The sequence below is a fragment of the Butyrivibrio sp. VCB2006 genome, from assembly GCF_000420945.1.
In the GTDB taxonomy this organism is placed as follows: Bacteria; Bacillota; Clostridia; order Lachnospirales; family Lachnospiraceae; genus Butyrivibrio.
Genome location: NZ_ATVX01000002.1, coordinates 97,519 through 115,652, shown reverse-complemented (window position 1 = coordinate 115,652; position 18,134 = coordinate 97,519). Strand labels below are relative to the sequence as shown.

At 41.6% G+C, this 18,134-nt stretch carries 14 protein-coding genes; all 14 read left to right on the top strand.

Annotation, left to right across the window (positions count from 1 at the left end; translation table 11 throughout):
• Window positions 1–78: 78 nt before the first annotated feature.
• A complete protein-coding gene (locus G613_RS0101970; RefSeq protein ID WP_029231051.1) occupies window positions 79–2,256 on the top strand; it encodes a glycosyl hydrolase 115 family protein in 2,178 nt (725 codons plus the stop codon).
• Window positions 2,257–2,284: 28 nt separating this feature from the next.
• On the top strand, window positions 2,285–3,463 hold the full coding sequence (locus G613_RS0101965; RefSeq protein WP_029231050.1) for a hypothetical protein: 1,179 nt from the start codon (window positions 2,285–2,287) through the stop codon (window positions 3,461–3,463).
• Window positions 3,464–3,583: 120 nt separating this feature from the next.
• Window positions 3,584–4,483 carry a glycerophosphodiester phosphodiesterase family protein gene (locus G613_RS0101960; protein ID WP_029674401.1) on the top strand — a complete coding sequence of 300 codons (900 nt, stop codon included), beginning with the start codon at window positions 3,584–3,586 and terminating at the stop codon, window positions 4,481–4,483.
• 216 nt (window positions 4,484–4,699) lie between these two features.
• Complete coding sequence (gene ppdK / locus G613_RS0101955; protein ID WP_029231048.1) at window positions 4,700–7,546, top strand: pyruvate, phosphate dikinase; 2,847 nt, start codon at window positions 4,700–4,702, stop codon at window positions 7,544–7,546.
• 207 nt (window positions 7,547–7,753) lie between these two features.
• On the top strand, window positions 7,754–10,273 hold the full coding sequence (locus tag G613_RS0101950; RefSeq protein ID WP_029231047.1) for a DUF342 domain-containing protein: 2,520 nt from the start codon (window positions 7,754–7,756) through the stop codon (window positions 10,271–10,273).
• A gap of 116 nt (window positions 10,274–10,389) precedes the next feature.
• Complete coding sequence (locus G613_RS0101945; RefSeq protein ID WP_029231046.1) at window positions 10,390–11,079, top strand: F0F1 ATP synthase subunit A; 690 nt, start codon at window positions 10,390–10,392, stop codon at window positions 11,077–11,079.
• Window positions 11,080–11,101: 22 nt separating this feature from the next.
• Window positions 11,102–11,317, top strand: coding sequence for an ATP synthase F0 subunit C (atpE, locus tag G613_RS0101940; RefSeq protein WP_029231045.1), 216 nt, complete (start codon window positions 11,102–11,104; stop codon window positions 11,315–11,317).
• 27 nt (window positions 11,318–11,344) lie between these two features.
• Window positions 11,345–11,836, top strand: coding sequence for an ATP synthase F0 subunit B (locus G613_RS0101935; RefSeq protein WP_029674400.1), 492 nt, complete (start codon window positions 11,345–11,347; stop codon window positions 11,834–11,836).
• Window positions 11,829–13,628, top strand: a complete 1,800-nt coding sequence (atpA, locus tag G613_RS0101930) for a F0F1 ATP synthase subunit alpha (RefSeq protein WP_081647731.1) — start codon at window positions 11,829–11,831, stop codon at window positions 13,626–13,628. Before G613_RS0101935 ends, atpA begins: the two co-directional genes overlap by 8 nt.
• A gap of 38 nt (window positions 13,629–13,666) precedes the next feature.
• Window positions 13,667–14,641 carry an ATP synthase F1 subunit gamma gene (atpG, locus tag G613_RS0101925; protein ID WP_029231044.1) on the top strand — a complete coding sequence of 325 codons (975 nt, stop codon included), beginning with the start codon at window positions 13,667–13,669 and terminating at the stop codon, window positions 14,639–14,641.
• A 15-nt stretch (window positions 14,642–14,656) separates the two neighbouring features.
• A complete protein-coding gene (gene atpD / locus G613_RS0101920; protein WP_029231043.1) occupies window positions 14,657–16,048 on the top strand; it encodes a F0F1 ATP synthase subunit beta in 1,392 nt (463 codons plus the stop codon).
• Window positions 16,049–16,050: 2 nt separating this feature from the next.
• Complete coding sequence (atpC, locus tag G613_RS0101915; RefSeq protein ID WP_029231042.1) at window positions 16,051–16,476, top strand: ATP synthase F1 subunit epsilon; 426 nt, start codon at window positions 16,051–16,053, stop codon at window positions 16,474–16,476.
• 15 nt (window positions 16,477–16,491) lie between these two features.
• The gene (locus G613_RS0101910) at window positions 16,492–17,016 is read left to right on the top strand and encodes an LptM family lipoprotein (RefSeq protein ID WP_029231041.1); all 525 of its coding nucleotides are present in this window, start codon (window positions 16,492–16,494) and stop codon (window positions 17,014–17,016) included.
• On the top strand, window positions 17,013–18,125 hold the full coding sequence (locus tag G613_RS0101905) for an acyltransferase family protein (RefSeq protein ID WP_029231040.1): 1,113 nt from the start codon (window positions 17,013–17,015) through the stop codon (window positions 18,123–18,125). Before G613_RS0101910 ends, G613_RS0101905 begins: the two co-directional genes overlap by 4 nt.
• The last annotated feature ends 9 nt before the right edge of the window (window positions 18,126–18,134 follow it).

The following is an 18,134-nucleotide window of genomic DNA, read 5'->3' as shown; positions in this document are numbered from 1 at the left end:
AAGCAATAAGCAGACTTGGGTATAATATAATCCGGGTCTGCTTTTTATTATCAGATAGGTGGAAAGGGGTACGCTGATATGATCACATATAATACAAAAATTGTGGATGTTCCAAATTCAAAAGCTGTTAGAATCGCAGCCAAGGCATTGGAAAGAGATATAGAAAATACATGTGAAAAATCTGAACTTGAGGGAGATTATATCTCTTTTAACAGAGAAGACTCTCTTAAGAGTGAGTGCTTTCAAATCAGTTTCGCTGAAAGGAAACTATTGATATCAGCTTCCGATGATCTGGGTTTTGTTTATGGAATCTATCATATTAGCAAGACTTTTCTTGGAGTTAATGAATTCTGGTTTTGGAATGAGCAGATACTCCGTAAAAAGGATGGGTATGAAGTTCCTGAAGACTACCTTTATGAGTCAGAACCTTTCAGAGTGAGATTTAGGGGGTGGTTTATTAATGATGAAGTTTTGTTTGATGGATGGAAGAAAGACAAGGATGACAATAGACCATGGGAAATGGCATTTGAAACGTTGCTTCGCCTTGGAGGCAATATGACCATTCCCGGCACGGATTTTAATGCTCATATTTACAGAGAACTGGCTTCCGATTATGGACTGTATATAACCCATCATCACGCCGAACCTCTCGGAGCGCAGATGTTTGCAAGAGCTTATCCTGAGCTTGATGCTTCCTATGACAGGTATCCTGAGCTCTTTGAGAGTCTATGGAAAAAAGCTATAGAAGAACAGAAAAACAGCAAAGTTATATGGAATCTTGGCTTTAGAGGACAGGGGGACAGACCTTTTTGGGCAGATGATCCTGCCTACGATACGGATGAAAAGAGAGGCAAGCTTATGAGCAGCCTTATTCGCAGGCAGTACGAGCTTGTTAAGGCCTATGACTCTGACGCGGTCTGCTGCAGCAATCTCTACGGAGAAACCATGGAGCTTTATAAGAAGGGACTTTTGGATATTCCGGAGGATGTGATCTTTATCTGGGCTGACAACGGCTTTGGAAAGATGGTTTCAAGAAGACAGGGAAATCATAACCCGAGAGTTCCTTCACTTCCTGAAAAAGGTTCTGACGGAAAACATGGGATATATTATCATGCTTCCTTCTATGATCTTCAGGCAGCAGCAATGATGACTATGCTTCCAAACTCACCGCACTTTGTGGTAAAAGAACTGATGGAGGTTTATGAGAAAGGGGCTGATGATTTTTGGATCATTAACTGTTCCAATGTTAAGCCTCATGCATATATACTGGATCTTATTGCCAAAATATGGAAGGTACCTGTTCCGGCCGTTGATGATGGAAATGAAGAAAATGAGGATGCGGCATTATCTTATGTTCAGGAGCATCTTGAGGATTATTGCAACAGATACTATGGTTTCAATGTTAATGATATAGATAAAGGGAAGTACATGGGAAAAGTACAGGAACTTTATAGGCTTTGGCCTGTTTATTGCCCTAAATATGGCCAAAATGATGATGACCATGCGGGAGAGCAGTTTACCAATCATGGCACAAGGGTACTTACCACCGGCTTTATAACAAACTTTGACAGGAATAATCCCAGAAACACCGGTGCAGCAGACGAATGGCTGTGGTTTTCAGATAAAGAAACCTTAAGGCAGCAGCTTTTAGACTACAGAAAGGTAATAGAACCTGCCCAGAGGGGCTATGAAGAATACCTGATCAAATGCAGACAGGTAGCAGGAGAACTTCCTGTAGATGTCAGGAGAATATTGGAAGATACTCTGATCTGGCAGGTTGAATATCACTATTACAGCTATCTGGGAGCACTTCATGCCATTATGGCTCTGGAAGCATGCCTTGATGTGCCGGAAAAAAATGAGGTTGAATCCGGAAAAGAAGATAAGGTCATTGATTGTATTTCTCGGGGTCAGGACGTCTATGGAGCTCCTGATTATTTGACTTCGTTTTATGAGGCTGGTCTTGCGGCCAAGGCTTTTGGTACCGGGTATGACAAGATGAGGAGCCATGAACGCGGGGCTTTTGAAGGTTTTTTTGACAACGACTGCGAAGCTGATATTAGGCAGTCCTATTATGTCATGAAGGGACTTATGTCTTTTGTAAGATTTCATGGGGATGGACCACATTTTTACAAATGGCAGCGCATGTTCCAGGAAGGCGCCGGAGGAAATAAAGTTCACCTGATACTTAGAGTCAAAAAACACCTGACAGATGAGGAACTGTGGGATTTGATGGATCAGGAGAAAAATAAGTGAATTTTATGTTTTAGGGAGAGTCTTTGGTATGAAGAAAACTATAAAGAAGATAGTTTGCATTGTTCTTGTGACCGCAATGTGCATGCAACTTGTGGGATGCGGGAAAGGCTATACCACTGGTCAGCAAATCAAGGTGGAATTTCAGGCCAGGAACAGTGCAAGGAAGTATCTTTTACAGAATAAGTTCGGAGCAATAATACTAAATGTAAAAAGGGTTGCTCCATTTGTTTGGATTTATGAGGATGCTCTATATAATGAGGCTGTGGTTACATATTGGTACAAAGGAGAAAAACATAAACTTCTTGTTAATAACGATGACGGCAGCATATACCTTGATGACTATCTTGATTATGCAGAAGAAACTATAGAAAAAAGACTTGATAAAAAGCTTGGGCTTTCTGAAACGGAGAGAACAGATATTGATTATCATCCAAATTATGATGTGGTGACAACTAAGATTTATGAGCATTCTCATGGTGAGACTCACGATTCTAAGGACTATTTTCCTGGCGAATATACCAGGGAGGATGTGGACAAGTATATATCAGAAGATGACTTTCACGGAAATGTATATAATACAAAGATTTTTTCCGACAGGTCCTGTGAGGATTTCCAGGAAATGTTGCCTATCAAGAAGTACATGTATTATTTTAACTATCAGAAAGTAAACATATACTGTAATGATGGTTATGTGGAATATTCTTCCAAGACCAATGACAGGGATGATAAACACAAGGATATACTTATAACAGTTTACAAAAAGGATTCCGTAACCTACGAAGATAAGGTAGATGTCAGGATAGAATATTATGATGAGTTTTGTTACAGATACTCATTTAAGAACGGAAACTATGCTCTGGCTGAGAGGATATTTACAGATATTAATAAAAACGATTTTGAAGTTAAATTTGGCAAAAAAGATGACTGGAAAATAATGCAAGTCAAGACCAGAAGAAATATTGATGCGGATGTTTATATTAAAGACTGCAATTATCGTCATGTGAGAGTTAAAAGCAAATCTAATGGCTATGAATATGAACGCAGGTATAGCTTTGTAAAAGCTGATGACGGCTGGAAAAAAATGATCTTTTCCAAAAGAGATGAAAAGATGAAAAGGGATAAGTATCCTGTTCAGGAAAAGAGCCAGGGAGCTGTTAATTTGGATAAGGATGCAGAGTATACATTTAGCTGTGGAATAATAAATTAATGGAAACACTTTCATAGAAAATTTAGTTGCGTAATACGGATGAAGGCTGTAAAATATTTAGCGGACAAACTCCGTTAGAATTTTAACGTTTGTCAGTATATTGAATTGGGAAGTGGTTTGATGTTAGTTCTTAAGATTGTTGGCTTAATTATTCTTATTTTATGCGTGGTCTACATGCTTATGATTATGCCAAGAATTATGAATAAACCCTCAAGAGAACCATTTACCGGTGTTTTGTATGCTCACAGGGGACTACATGATAATAGGAGCAACGCACCTGAGAATTCAATGGCAGCCTTTAGGAAGGCTGTGGAGGCTGGATATGGAATCGAATGTGATGTCCAGCTTACCAAGGATGGGGTTCCTGTTATTTTCCACGATTTTTCATTGGCAAGGATTGCCAGATATCCGGAAGGGTCAGTTCCTACAGATGCAGTAGTTAACCCGGATGGAAGCCTTGGAGTAAAGGGCAAAGTAATCGATTATACCTATCAGGAGTTACTTGAATTTCATTTACTTGATTCTGATGAGAAAATCCCTAAATTTGAGGAGTTTCTTCAGATGGTAAATGGTAAAATTCCTCTTATTGTGGAACTTAAGATAGAGTACAAGAATTTATCGGTTTGTCCCAAGGTTGATGAACTGCTTAGCAGATATAATGGAGTTTACTGTATAGAATCCTTTAATCCATTGGGAGTTCGCTGGTATCGTAAGAACCGTCCCGAAGTTTTCAGAGGGCAGCTATCAGATGCATTCCACAAGGATAAACCTGAGGAATTCAAGGGCCCATTATACTTTGTTCTTACTAATTTACTACTTAACTTCATGACAAGACCGGATTTTATTGCATTTAATCACAAATATGCAGACTGCTTGTCACGAAGGGTTTGTAGGCGTTTATACGGCAACGTTGCCGCCGCCTGGACCATAAAGAGTGAAGAAGAACTCCAGAGGGCACGAAGGAGCTTCGATATATTTATCTTTGATAGCTTTATTCCACAGAGTGGACCAAGAGCGTAATTGAATTTTTTATAATTGGTAATTGCATGTATTTTTACCAATGACAGCTTCTGTGATGATACATATGGCCAGAAGTGAGGTGATTTGTACACAAATCACCGGACTACCGGGTATATGTATCGTTACGGAAGCGTACGGTAAAATGCAGTGATTATAATAAATGCACAATATTGAAAGGTGTCGCTTTATAGAGGAGCGACAGGAAAGGTAGAAAACATGGCGAACAAGTGGGTTTATATGTTCAGCGAAGGTAACATGACAATGCGTAACCTTCTCGGTGGTAAGGGTGCTAACCTTGCTGAGATGACAAGCATTGGCCTTCCAGTACCACAGGGCTTCACAATCACAACAGAGGCCTGCACACAGTATTACGAGGATGGTCGTAAGATCAATGACGAAATCATGGCTCAGGCTATGGAAGGCGTTAAGAAGATGGAGGAGCTCAACGGTAAGAAGTTTGGTGATCTTCAGAATCCTCTTCTTGTATCAGTTCGTTCAGGTGCTCGTGCATCAATGCCAGGTATGATGGATACAATCCTTAACCTTGGTCTTAACGATGACGTTGTTGCAGCAATGATCAAGGGTAACCCAGATCCTGCATTCGAGCGTTTCGTATATGATTCATATCGTCGTTTCATCCAGATGTTCTCAGACGTTGTTATGGAAGTTGGTAAGAAGTACTTCGAGCAGCTTATCGATGCAATGAAAGAGAAGAAGGGTGTTAAGTTTGACGTTGACCTTACAGCAGCTGACCTTAAGGAGCTTGCAGAGCAGTTCAAGGCTGAGTACAAGAATCAGCTTGGCAAGGACTTCCCTTCAGATCCTGTAGAGCAGCTTAAGCTTGCTATCGAGGCTGTATTCCGTTCATGGGATAACCCTCGTGCTAACGTATATCGTCGTGATAACGATATCCCTTATTCATGGGGAACAGCTGTTAACGTAATGCCTATGGTATTCGGTAACCTTAATAATGAGTCTGGTACAGGTGTTGCATTCACACGTGACCCTGCAACAGGTGAGAATAAGCTTATGGGTGAGTTCCTTATCAACGCTCAGGGTGAGGACGTAGTTGCTGGTGTTCGTACACCTATGCCAATTGCTCAGATGGAGAAGGAATTCCCAGAAGCATACGCAGAGTTCATCAAGGTTTGTGAGACTCTTGAGAACCACTATCATGACATGCAGGATATGGAGTTCACTGTTGAGAACAAGAAGCTCTATATGCTTCAGTGCCGTAACGGTAAGAGAACAGCTCCTGCTGCTCTTAAGATTGCTTGCGACCTCGTTGACGAGGGACACAAGACTCCAGAAGAAGCTGTAGCAATGATCGATCCTAGAAACCTTGATACACTTCTTCACCCTCAGTTCGATGCTGCTGCTCTTAAGGCTGCAACACCTATCGGAAAGGGTCTTGGTGCTTCACCTGGAGCTGCTTGCGGTAAGATCGTATTCACAGCTGATGATGCTGTAGAATGGGCTGCAAGAGGAGAGAAGGTAGTTCTTGTAAGACTTGAGACATCTCCAGAAGATATCACAGGTATGAAGGCTGCTCAGGGTATCCTTACAGTTCGTGGTGGTATGACATCACACGCTGCTGTTGTTGCTCGTGGTATGGGTGAGTGCTGCGTATCAGGATGTGGCGACATCAACATGGACGAAGAAAACAAGAAGTTCACACTTGCTGGAAAAGAGTTCCACGAGGGAGACTTCATTTCAATCGATGGTACAACAGGTAACATCTATGATGGTAAGATCGCAACAGTTGACGCTCAGATCGCTGGTGAGTTCGGACGTATCATGGCTTGGGCTGATGAGTTCAGAAGACTTAAGGTTCGTACAAACGCTGATACACCTGCTGACGCTAAGAAGGCTAGAGAGCTTGGCGCTGAGGGTATTGGTCTTTGCCGTACAGAGCACATGTTCTTCGAGGAAGACAGAATTGCTGCATTCCGTGAGATGATCTGCTCAGATACAGTAGAAGAGAGAGAAGCTGCTCTTGAGAAGATTCTTCCTTATCAGCAGAACGACTTCAAGGCTCTCTATGAGGCCCTTGAGGGATGCCCTGTTACAATCAGATTCCTTGATCCACCACTTCACGAGTTCGTTCCTACAACAGAGGACGAGATCAAGAAGCTTGCTGACGCAAAGAACAAGAGCGTTGACGAGATAAAGGCTATCATCAATTCACTTCATGAGTTCAACCCTATGATGGGTCACAGAGGATGTCGTCTTGCAGTTACATATCCTGAAATTGCTAAGATGCAGACTAAGGCTGTTATCCGTGCTGCTCTTGAAGTTCAGAAGGCACACGCTGACTGGAATGTTAAGCCTGAAATCATGATTCCTCTTGTATGTGAAGTTAAGGAGCTTAAGTATGTTAAGCAGGTAGTAGTTGAGACAGCTGATGCTGAGATCGCTGCTGCAGGCGCTAAGCTTGAGTACGAAGTTGGTACAATGATCGAGATTCCAAGAGCTGCTCTTACAGCTGATGAGATCGCTAAGGAAGCTGATTTCTTCTGCTTCGGTACAAACGACCTTACACAGATGACATTCGGATTCTCTCGTGATGATGCTGGTAAGTTCCTCAATGCTTACTATGACACAAAGATCTTCGAGAATGACCCATTTGCTAAGCTTGACCAGACAGGTGTTGGTAAGCTTATGGAGATGTCACTTAAGCTTGGTAAGCCAGTAAATCCTAAGCTTCATGTTGGTATCTGCGGAGAGCACGGTGGAGATCCTTCATCAGTTGAGTTCTGCCACAAGATTGGCCTTGACTATGTATCATGCTCACCATTCCGTGTACCTGTTGCTAGACTTGCTGCTGCACAGGCTGCAATCGCTGAGAAGGCTGCTAAGAAGAGCGACGACGCTTCAGATGCTACAAAGTCTTTCGTAGACGATGAGACTAAGGAAAAGCTTAAGGATGCTGCTGAGAAGGCACAGGCTATCGCTAAGGAGCTTGCTGAGACTTCTGCAGAAGTTGCTAAGGCTGGACTTGCTGGTCTTAAGGCTGGTATCGAGGAGGCTAAGAAGGCTTACAACGAGAACAAGAAGAACTGATAATTGGTTATAATAATTTAATAATCTGATATCAGATACAGGCAGGTAGCTGTAACAACGGCTACCTGCCTTTTTTATGCGGCTTTTTGGCGTTTGCTATAGGCTTATAATACATGGCGTACAATTTGTATAACGTTGAGCAATGTACAATAAAATGATAAAATTAATTGGTATAAATGTATCTATCTCGCTTGAAAGGGAGCGCGTATGGGAGTCCAGGAAATTGAGCTGGTCAACGAACTGAACGTATATACAGGACTGGATTCATTAAGTGAGAATGCTCTGGAAAAAGAACTGGAGCTGTGTAAGAAACTGGGTGCAAACTCAGAAAAGTTACGCAGCTTTGGTTTTAATGCGCTTCAACTGGCTGAGATAAGAAAAGGCCTGGAAGACCAAAAGGTTGATGTAAATAAATATCTAAATCCCAAGCTTTCATGGACAGACATGGAAGAAATGCGCCTTGAGATGTCACAGGGAATAGATATGTCTCAGTATAGAGCGCAAGGATTTGATAATCAGCAGCTTTATCAGATAAGGGCCGGACTCGCAGAAGGAATAGACGTATCTGTTTATGCCAAGAAGGTATATCTGGCAGATCAGATGCGTGAAATTAGACACGGCTTATCCAAGAAAAACGGTGTACCTATTATTTTTTACCAGGACCCTGCTTTTGATTCTCTTCAAATGAGAGAAATTAGAAAAGGGCTTCAGGCGGGAATTGATATATCACCTTATGCTATGCTGGATATTCCGCATATGAAGATGAGAGCAGCAAGGCATAGTGCTCAGGATGGATTTGCATTTACTGAAGGCGACATTCGTAAGTATACTGCCGGAATATTAGAGCAAATGCATCAGGCCTTTTTGGATAAAATTGACATCGAAGGCTATGTAAAACGTAAATTCGACGCAGAACAACTTGAACAGATCAGACTTGCACTAAAAGAGAATATCCCTATTGATAAGTATATAACCTTTGATATGAGGGGCGATGCCATAAGGGAAGTCAGGTTAGGACTGGAAGAGGGTATCGATGTCGGCAAATACGCTGATGCCAGCTATGGATGGCAGCAAATGTACGAAATGCGTATAGGTCTTGAACATCAGATAGATATTTCGCCATATTGCAAGCCACTTTATCAGGCAGATCAGATGCGACAGATAAGGCTTGGCATTGAGGAAGGTCTGGATGTTACTAAGTTTTCTTCACTGATGTACACAGCCAGAGATATGTACCGCATACGTAATAAAATGCTTTCGGGAGAACTTCAAAGCGCTTCCAACGAGGAAGCCATGGAGGGTTCGGTTCTGGACAGAACAGGCGGTGTATCAGATCAGGCAGTTCTTTTGTCCTCAATGCTCGAAAACAGCGAGCAGTACATTTCTATCTCCGAAAATAAGATGAAGTGCTGGATTATGCTTCCTCTTAGAAAAGATGGAATAAGCTACACTGAAGATGCTATATTGACATTCTTGTTTAAATTAAAGATCAGAAGCGGTATAGACAGGGCTTTGATAAAGAAGGCCCTTGCTAATCCTGAGCCGAATTTTAAATACCTTATTGCTCAGGGAAAAGAAGTCCAGAATGGCGAAGATGGCTATTTTGAGTATTTCTTCAATACAGAAAGTGATAATGAAATCAAGGTGGATGAAGACGGCACCATTGATTTCTCAAATATCGAATCAATACAGCAGGTCAAAGTCGGAGATAAGATTGCAGTTTACCATAAGGCCACAAAAGGCGTAGACGGATATAACATTTACGGCGAAATTGTTAAGGCACAGAACGGTAAAGAAGTTCCTATCCTTAAAGGCGAAGGCCTTATGATCATGAGCGACAGGGTGACTTATGTTGCCAAACAAAACGGTGCAATAAGTATCGATGATGGCAATATCAATATCAAAAAGATTCTGATAGTGCCGGAAGTTAAGATCACAAATAATGTAATTAATTATGACGGCGTTGTTTATGTCAAAGGTGATGTAAATTCCGGAAGTGAAATACATGCAACCGGAGATATTATTATCGGCGGACATATGGAGAGCTCTATTGTTGAGAGTCAGTGTAATGTCATTATTGCAGGCGGTGCCACTTGTCCTGCAAAGGGCAGCATTACAGCTAAGGGAAATATTACTGCCAAGTTTTTTGACGGAGTAACAATTACAGGAAAGGATATTTCTTCCAATTATTTTATCAACTGCATAATAGAGGCTAGAGGCAGAATAAAAACCTACGGCAGACAGGGGGTTATATATGGAGGAACCGCCTATAGCCTAGAAGGCGTTGAATCAGCTGAATTTGGTAATAAGACGGGCGCCAGAACTACGATTAAGCTGGGAGCAAATTCAGAACTTCTTGCTGAGTATAACAGTATACAAAAACAGATCAGCAGAGAGGGTGAAGATCTTAAGAATCTGATAAAGGAAAGGGATAAACTCCAGGAACTTGGTTCCGGTAATGCCCAGGTAATGCAGCTGAAAATTAAAATTAATGCAGCAATTGCTATTAAACAGCAGTCTATGAAGAATCTTGTCGCCAAGAGACAAAAGCTGGATGGAGATGTGGAAAAAGGCGGTAAGGCCACAGCAGTAGTAACCAGCCAGATATTTGCAGGAACCATTATCATTATAGAAGGAGTTGCTCTGAGAATTACAGAAGACAGAAAAACTACTGACAAGATTGTCTTTAGAATTGATGCTAAAAAAGAGAAGATTTATGTTTTCTGACTAGTTATTTTATACGGGGGTTTTTGGCTGATAAAAATGCCAGAAAGCCCCGTTTTTTCTTGCACATTTATGTTTCCTTTTTTATAATAGAATATGATTGCTTTGGGGGTTTAAATATGGATATAAAGGAATTACTTAATGAGATTCTTCTCAAAGATAAGGCTTTTATTCATTTGCCTTTTGGGAATGGCAAATACGATATCTATGAGTCCGTTGTGGTCACCTGGATCATAATGGCGATTGTTTTAGTTGCTCTACTAATTCTTACCCATGGTTTTAAAGTTCATAATATTTCCAAGAGACAGGCGGCTGTTGAAGCGTTCGTAGTCTGGGTCAGAAAAATGGTCGGAGACATGCTTGGGGAGGAGGCTGCCGGATATACGGATTACATAGTAACTGTGCTGATTTTCCTTGGGGTTTCCAATATGTCCGGACTTTTGGGCTTTATACCACCTACAATGGATATTAACGTTACTGCAGCTTTGGCGCTAATGAGTATTGTCCTTGTAGAAGCGGCAGGCATACATCACAAGGGAACCAAGGGCTGGCTTAAGAGCTTTATTCAGCCAATGGTAGTAGTAGCTCCTATGAACATTATGGAGCTTGCAATCAAACCACTTTCACTGTGTATGCGACTTTTCGGTAATATCATCGGAGCTACGGTAATCATGGAGCTTCTCAAACATGTACTACCATTTGCATTACCTGTTCCCTTTAGTGTTTATTTTGATATGTTTGATGGCCTTATTCAGGCATATGTATTTGTATTTTTAACATCTTTATACATAAAAGAAGCAGTGGAATAAAAAACATACGGAGGAAAAGAATATGGATTTTACAGCATTAGGAGCAGCAATCGCAGTATTTACAGGACTTGGCGCAGGACTTGGAATTGGTATGGCAACCTCCAAGGCTACAGACGCTGTAGCAAGACAGCCGGAGGCTGATGGCAAAATCTTAAAACTTCTCGTTCTTGGTTGTGCCCTTGCAGAAGCAACAGCCATCTATGGTTTCGTAATAGCTATCATGATTCTTTTTTCATGATAAAGCCGGCAAAGGAAGGATATTACAGTGTTAGAATTTAGTGCTATTAACATAGGATGTACCATTGCAAATTTACTTATTCTCTATGCGATCTTCAGGATTTTCCTGTTCAAGAGAGTTGATAAGATTCTTTTGCAGAGAAAAGAAGAGGTGGATGAGGCTACTAAGGCAGCTGATCTTGCAACACAGCAGGCTCTTTCCACCAAAAAAGAGTATGAGGAAAGAATTGCTCTGGCAGATGAAGAAAAAGAACAGATTTTAGCTGACATCAAGAAGCAGGGCTATGATGAGTATGATCGTATCGTCTCAGATGCCAAGAAAAAAGGTGAGCAGATCATTGTTGAAGCCAAGCATAATGCTGAGGTTGAGAATGAGAGAGCCAAAGAGGTATACGCAGCTCAGCTTACAGATATGGTAATTGATGCAGCAGCCAAGATTGCAGCAACCAAGCACAGCAGTGCTGATGACAAAGAACTGTATGACAAGTTTATAAATGAGGCCGGGGTAGATAATGAGTGAAAAACTATTAGCTAAACTGCGCTATGCCAGTACAGCACCAAGCCCGGAGCAGGTTGGGGCAATCAGGTCCATGCTCTGTAAGAAGTTTGGCGTTTCTGATATGGAACTTGAAGTATCAGAAGATAAGTCTATTGGCGGCGGATTTATAGTTTCCTGCAAGAATTATGAATACGACTGGTCTGATGCAGGAAGAGCAAGACAGCTTCGCGCAGAACTTAATAATCTTAGACGTAAGAGCGGAGATAATGATACCGGTAGGATTATTACCATGCTCAGCTCCAAGGTGGAGAATTTTGATCTGGCCGTAGAAGACAGAGAGGTCGGAAGCGTAACCTGGGTTGGTGATGGTATAGCTAACGTAAATGGTATCGATCACACTTTTTACGGCGAAATAATTGAATTTGAAGACGGAACTAAGGGAATGGCCCAGGATATCAGAGATGATCATATTGGGTGTATTCTTTTTGGAAATGATACAGGAATAAGACAGGGAACAAGGGCTGTCAGAACTTACAAGGAAGCCGGTATTCCTGTTGGAGAGGCTTTCATTGGAAGAGTAATAGATGCCCTTGGAGCGCCCATCGATGGACTTGGTGATATCAAGGAATCTGGATACAGGCCTGTAGAGGGACCTGCTCCCGGTATTATTGAGAGACAGTCTGTAAATGAGCCTATGGAGACCGGTATTTTGTCTATTGATACTATGTTCCCTATTGGTAGAGGACAGAGAGAGCTTATCATTGGCGACAGACAGACTGGTAAGACTTCAATTGCTCTTGATACTATCATCAATCAGAAGGGCAAGGATGTAATCTGTATCTATGTTGCCATTGGCCAGAAGGCCTCAACGGTAGCCAAGATCATACAGACACTGAAAAAGACAGGAGCTATGGAATATACAACAGTTGTAAGTTCAACTGCTGCTGACATGGCACCACTTCAGTACATTGCTCCTTATTCAGGAACAGCTCTTGCCGAGTATTTTATGTATCAGGGAAAAGACGTGCTTATTGTTTATGATGACCTTAGTAAGCACGCTGTAGCCTATAGAGCGCTTTCACTTTTGCTGGAGAGATCTCCGGGAAGAGAAGCGTATCCGGGAGATGTATTCTACCTTCATTCAAGGCTTCTTGAAAGATCAAGCAAATTGTCTTCAGAGCTTGGCGGAGGTTCGATTACCGCGCTTCCGATTATTGAGACATTGGCGGGAGATGTATCTTCGTACATTCCGACCAACGTTATTTCCATCACTGATGGACAGATATTCCTTGAGAGTGACCTTTTCTTTGAGGGAATGAGACCTGCGGTAAACGTAGGACTTTCAGTATCCCGTGTAGGTAGCGCAGCTCAGACCAAGGCTATGAAAAAAGCTGCAGGAAGTATAAGAGTTGACCTTGCCCAGTACAGAGAAATGGCTGTGTTTACTCAGTTTAGCTCTGATCTTGATGAGACCACCAAGAACCAGCTTGCTCACGGTAATGTTCTTATGGAACTACTTAAGCAGCCGTTAGAGCATCCACTTGCTATGCATGAGCAGGTTATTATTCTTGTGGCAGTGGGAGCAAAGAGACTTGATATGCTTCCGGTCAAGAAGGTTAAGGACTACAAACAACGGCTTCTTGATTACTTTAATACCGAGCAGGCAGATATTTGTGAAGAGCTTGAGAAGAGCGGCGAAATGTCTGATCAGCTTAAGAGAAAGATTATTGAGGCTGTAGATACTTTTAACGACATTGAGAACAAGAAACTCAAAGAAGAAGTAGAAGAGCTGCAGAAGAATAAGCACGCATAAGTCTAAACGCGGCTTTATTAAGATGGAAGGTTTGATAATTGGCAAATATCAAGGAAATTCGTGACCGCATAAACAGCGTCAACGATACAAGAAAAATTACAAATGCCATGTACCTGATCTCCTCCACCAAGCTTCGAAAAGCCAAGAAAATGCTTGATGAAACAGAGCCATTTTTCTTTGCCACCCAGGCTATGATTTCCAGAATTGTAAGGCATCTTCCCGAGGGCGTTGAGAATATTTTCCTGGAGTCAAGGCTTGATATTCCGGAACAGGATAGGAGAAAAGGTTACATTATCTTTACTGATGATAAGGGCCTTGCAGGTGCATACAATCATAACGTATTAAAGCTTGCCGAGGAACATATCCAGAATGATGGTGACAAATGGAAGCTGTTTGTTATCGGAGAAGTGGGAAGATTTCACTTTTTATCCAGAAATATGGATATTGAGGAGTCTTTCATGTTTACTTCTCAGAATCCTACTCTCCACAGAGCAAGGAAGATATCAGCGGAGATTCTGGATTACTATTATCGCAGAGAGATAGATGAGTTTTACTGCATATATACTACTGTTCACAGTAATGTATGCGAGACCAGGTTTGAAAAGCTGCTTCCTTTGGACATTATTACTGATATCCAAAGGGAGAGAATGACTCCCGGAACAATTCTGGAAGAGTTTTTAATGGAACCAAGCCCATCAGCGGTATTGGATAACATAGTGCCTAACTATATTACGGGATATATATACGGAGCTCTTGTAGAGGCATTTTGTTCAGTACAGAGCTCTAGAATGATGGCTATGGACTCTGCCAATAAGAACGCCTCCAAGATGCTTGAGGGTCTTCAAAAGACCTACAACAGGACGAGGCAGGCTATGATTACCCAGGAAATTACTGAGGTAGTCAGCGGAGCTAAGGCTCTTAAAAGAGCTAAAATGGCCAAGATGGAAAAGACCAAAAAGGTTGAAATGCATGGTCAGGATGCTAAGTTGATTGATGAAACCAGAAGACTATAAGTGAGGAGATATCAATTGAATAACGGCAAAATAGTGCAGGTCATGGGACCTGTAGTAGATGTAAAATTTGATAACAGTGACCTTCCATATATCAGTGATGCCCTTGAAGTGTATGTAGAGGACAAAAAGAGAGTTATGGAGGTTTCACAGCATATTGGTGAGGATGTAGTTCGCTGCATCATGCTTTCTCCAAGTGAGGGCCTTGCCAAGGACATGGTGGTTTTCCCTACAGGGGGACCTATAAGCGTTCCTGTTGGTGAGCAGGTTCTTGGAAGATTGTTTAATGTTCTTGGAGATGCCATCGACCACAAGGGAGAAGTAAAAACCAAGGAGAAATGGCAGATTCACAGAGAACCTCCTAAGCTTGTTGATCAGAGCCCTGTAGTAGAAGTTCTTGAAACAGGTATTAAGGTTATCGATCTTCTTGCTCCTTACGCTAAGGGCGGTAAGATAGGTCTTTTTGGCGGTGCCGGTGTTGGTAAAACGGTTCTTATTCAGGAACTTATTCAGAACATTGCGACTGAGCATGGTGGATATTCTATATTTACAGGTGTAGGAGAGCGTTCAAGAGAGGGTAATGATCTGTGGTCTGAAATGACAGAGTCAGGAGTTATCAGTAAGACAGCCCTCGTGTTTGGACAGATGAACGAGCCGCCGGGAGCGCGTATGCGTGTTGCTGAAACCGGACTTACCATGGCTGAGTATTTCAGAGATGTTAAACATCAGGACGTACTTCTTTTTATTGATAATATTTTCAGATTTGTTCAGGCGGGTTCTGAGGTTTCTTCACTTCTTGGAAGAATGCCTTCAGCCGTTGGATATCAGCCGACTCTTTCTACAGACCTTGGTATGCTGCAGGAGAGAATTACCTCTACCAGACTTGGATCTGTAACCAGTGTACAGGCTGTATATGTTCCGGCGGATGACCTTACAGACCCGGCTCCTGCTACAACATTTGCACATCTTGATGCGACAACTGTTTTGTCCAGAAAGATTGTTGAGCAGGGTATTTATCCTGCTGTAGATCCTCTTGAGTCAACCAGTAGAATCCTGGAAGAGGATATTGTAGGAAAAGAACACTACGAAACTGCCATGAAGGTTCAGGAAATCCTTCAGAAGTATAAAGAACTTCAGGATATTATAGCTATTCTTGGTATGGAAGAACTTAGCGACGAGGATAAGATTACTGTGCACAGAGCACGTAAAATTCAAAGATTCCTTTCACAGCCATTCCATGTAGCTGAGCAGTTTACAGGCCTTGAAGGAAAGTTTGTTCCTCTTGCCGAGACCATTAAGGGCTTTAAGGCTATTATCGATGGTGAGATGGATGTTTATCCGGAGTCAGCTTTCTTTAACGTTGGAACAATTGAGGAAGTTATTGAAAAAGCCAAGCAGATTGAGGCATAAATATGAGTCAGGAAAAATTACCAACCTTTGGTCTTCAGGTTATTTCTGTTAATGGTATGTTCTACGATGACAGAGCAGAAGAAATAATACTGCCTTTGGAGGACGGAGAACTGGCTATTTTGGCAGAGCACGAAGAGATGATTCTTGCACTTTCCGATGGTGTCATTAAAATCAAGAAACCAGGCGGAGAATGGATTTACGGAGTAATCAGTCTTGGCTCTGTTCAGGTTGCCAATAACAGGTGTATAGTGATTGTTAACACCGTAGAAAGACCTGAGGACATAGATAAGAGAAGAGCTCAGGAGGCATATGAATTTGCCATGGAGCATCTTCAGCAGAAGCAGTCTATCAAGGAATTCAAAAAGTCCCAGGCGGGTCTTGCAAGAGCGCTTACAAGACTTAAGGCTGCTGCAAAATATAATGAATGATTTAGGAGATTCGTTTTGTATAAGTTACTTAATAGAGCAGTTTGTAGCATGCTTGCCATGTTAATGCTCATCTTTATGGTTACAGGCTGTGGACAAAAAGGCTCACAGGAGCTGGAAGACTACAAGACCGGTATGACTGAGTTTTATGACAAGCTGTCACAGCTTGATGATTCCATGAATAATATCGATACTTCTTCAGATACAGCCAAGCTAGAACTTCTTGGCTATCTTGATGAGATGAATGAGGCCTATAAGGTTATGGCTGCAACAGCTATTCCGGAGGAGTTTTCTGGAATTGCTGACATAGCTGCAGAGGCTGCTGACTATATGCAGATGGCCAACGAAAGCTATCATGAAGCCTATGACGGCGAATTTAACGAAGAGAGCGAAATGCTTGCTTCTCAATATTATGAGAGAGCCAACAGCAGAGTTAATGTTATGTTGCAGGTTCTTCACGGAGAGATTCCTGAGGGAGACGGAGTTATTGTAACTACTCAGGAGGCAGGCCAGTTCTCAACAATAGGAGCAACCTCAGAGTGAAAGATAATAAGTTTTTATATGCGGCCAGATTCATTGCATGTCTGGCCGTAATTACAATTCATACAAGGTTTCCGGGAAAGTTCGGCCAGATTATGGATGCTCTGGCCAGATTTGCGGTACCTTATTTTTTTGCAGTATCCGGAAGATTCCTGCTCATGTCAGATAGTGATAAGACTAAGCAGACGGATGTTTCTGATATTGTTTTTGTACGTGCCAAAACATCCAAAGCTTTACTTAAGCTATTAAAGATTACAGGAATTGTATATCTGATTCATCTGCTTTTTTCTTTTGTCTACCACATAAGTAGCGGAGTATCTGTTTCAGAATGGTTCTCATCCAAATATAATCCAGGTGAACTGTTAAATTTCCTGATGTATAACTCCGGAAAAGTGATATATGACGGCTCATATACTTTTGACCATTTGTGGTATCTTTTCGCTCTTGTTTATGTGTATGTGCTAATTTATATTTTTGCGCCGGTCCTTAGAAAGTGGTACAAGGGTCTCATAGTGATTTTACTTTTCTTTTTGTACCTGGGCATGCTTCTTCAGACTTACTATCCAATCAGGCCTTTTGGAATCAATATCTGTACCTGGTATGTAATGAGAAACTGGCTCTTTGTAGGAATGCCATTTGTTCTTATCGGAGTTCTTTTTGCAGACTATATCAGGGATAAAGTAGATACATTAAGTGAAGGCAATAGACTTGCCTGGGAAAAGAGTGTTGGACCAAAGGCAATAATAGGTATTTTATCAGGAATAATCCTGACTATTATTGAGACCTTTATTTATGGTAATAAAGAGGTGCATTTCGGATCATTTTTTATTGTGGTGGGCATTTTGTTTTTAGCTGAATGTAAATCATCATGGAATAAAGGTACCAGGCAGGGCAATGGAATAATATGGAAAATTGGAAAAAAATCCTCTTCCAACATTTATTTCTACCATGTTCTGATAATTGCGATAATTGACATTTTGTCGCAAAGAGGTGTGGTTCCCACACCGCCCATGTGGTTTAAGCCTTTGCTTATCATGGCAATCTGTGTGATTTTATTCTATTTTTTACCGCTGCTTTGGGAAAAGAGGTTAAAATCGCACTCTAGTACATGATGATATTTA

What these genes read in the sequence shown, in the direction of transcription:
- atpA (WP_081647731.1), top strand. Translation starts at nt 11,829, where the DNA reads ATGAGTGAAAAACTATTAGCTAAACTGCGCTATGCCAGTACAGCACCA.
- atpC (WP_029231042.1), top strand. Translation starts at nt 16,051, where the DNA reads ATGAGTCAGGAAAAATTACCAACCTTTGGTCTTCAGGTTATTTCTGTT.
- G613_RS0101950 (WP_029231047.1), top strand. Translation starts at nt 7,754, where the DNA reads ATGGGAGTCCAGGAAATTGAGCTGGTCAACGAACTGAACGTATATACA.
- G613_RS0101960 (WP_029674401.1), top strand. Translation starts at nt 3,584, where the DNA reads ATGTTAGTTCTTAAGATTGTTGGCTTAATTATTCTTATTTTATGCGTG.
- G613_RS0101965 (WP_029231050.1), top strand. Translation starts at nt 2,285, where the DNA reads ATGAAGAAAACTATAAAGAAGATAGTTTGCATTGTTCTTGTGACCGCA.
- G613_RS0101970 (WP_029231051.1), top strand. Translation starts at nt 79, where the DNA reads ATGATCACATATAATACAAAAATTGTGGATGTTCCAAATTCAAAAGCT.
- ppdK (WP_029231048.1), top strand. Translation starts at nt 4,700, where the DNA reads ATGGCGAACAAGTGGGTTTATATGTTCAGCGAAGGTAACATGACAATG.
- G613_RS0101945 (WP_029231046.1), top strand. Translation starts at nt 10,390, where the DNA reads ATGGATATAAAGGAATTACTTAATGAGATTCTTCTCAAAGATAAGGCT.
- atpE (WP_029231045.1), top strand. Translation starts at nt 11,102, where the DNA reads ATGGATTTTACAGCATTAGGAGCAGCAATCGCAGTATTTACAGGACTT.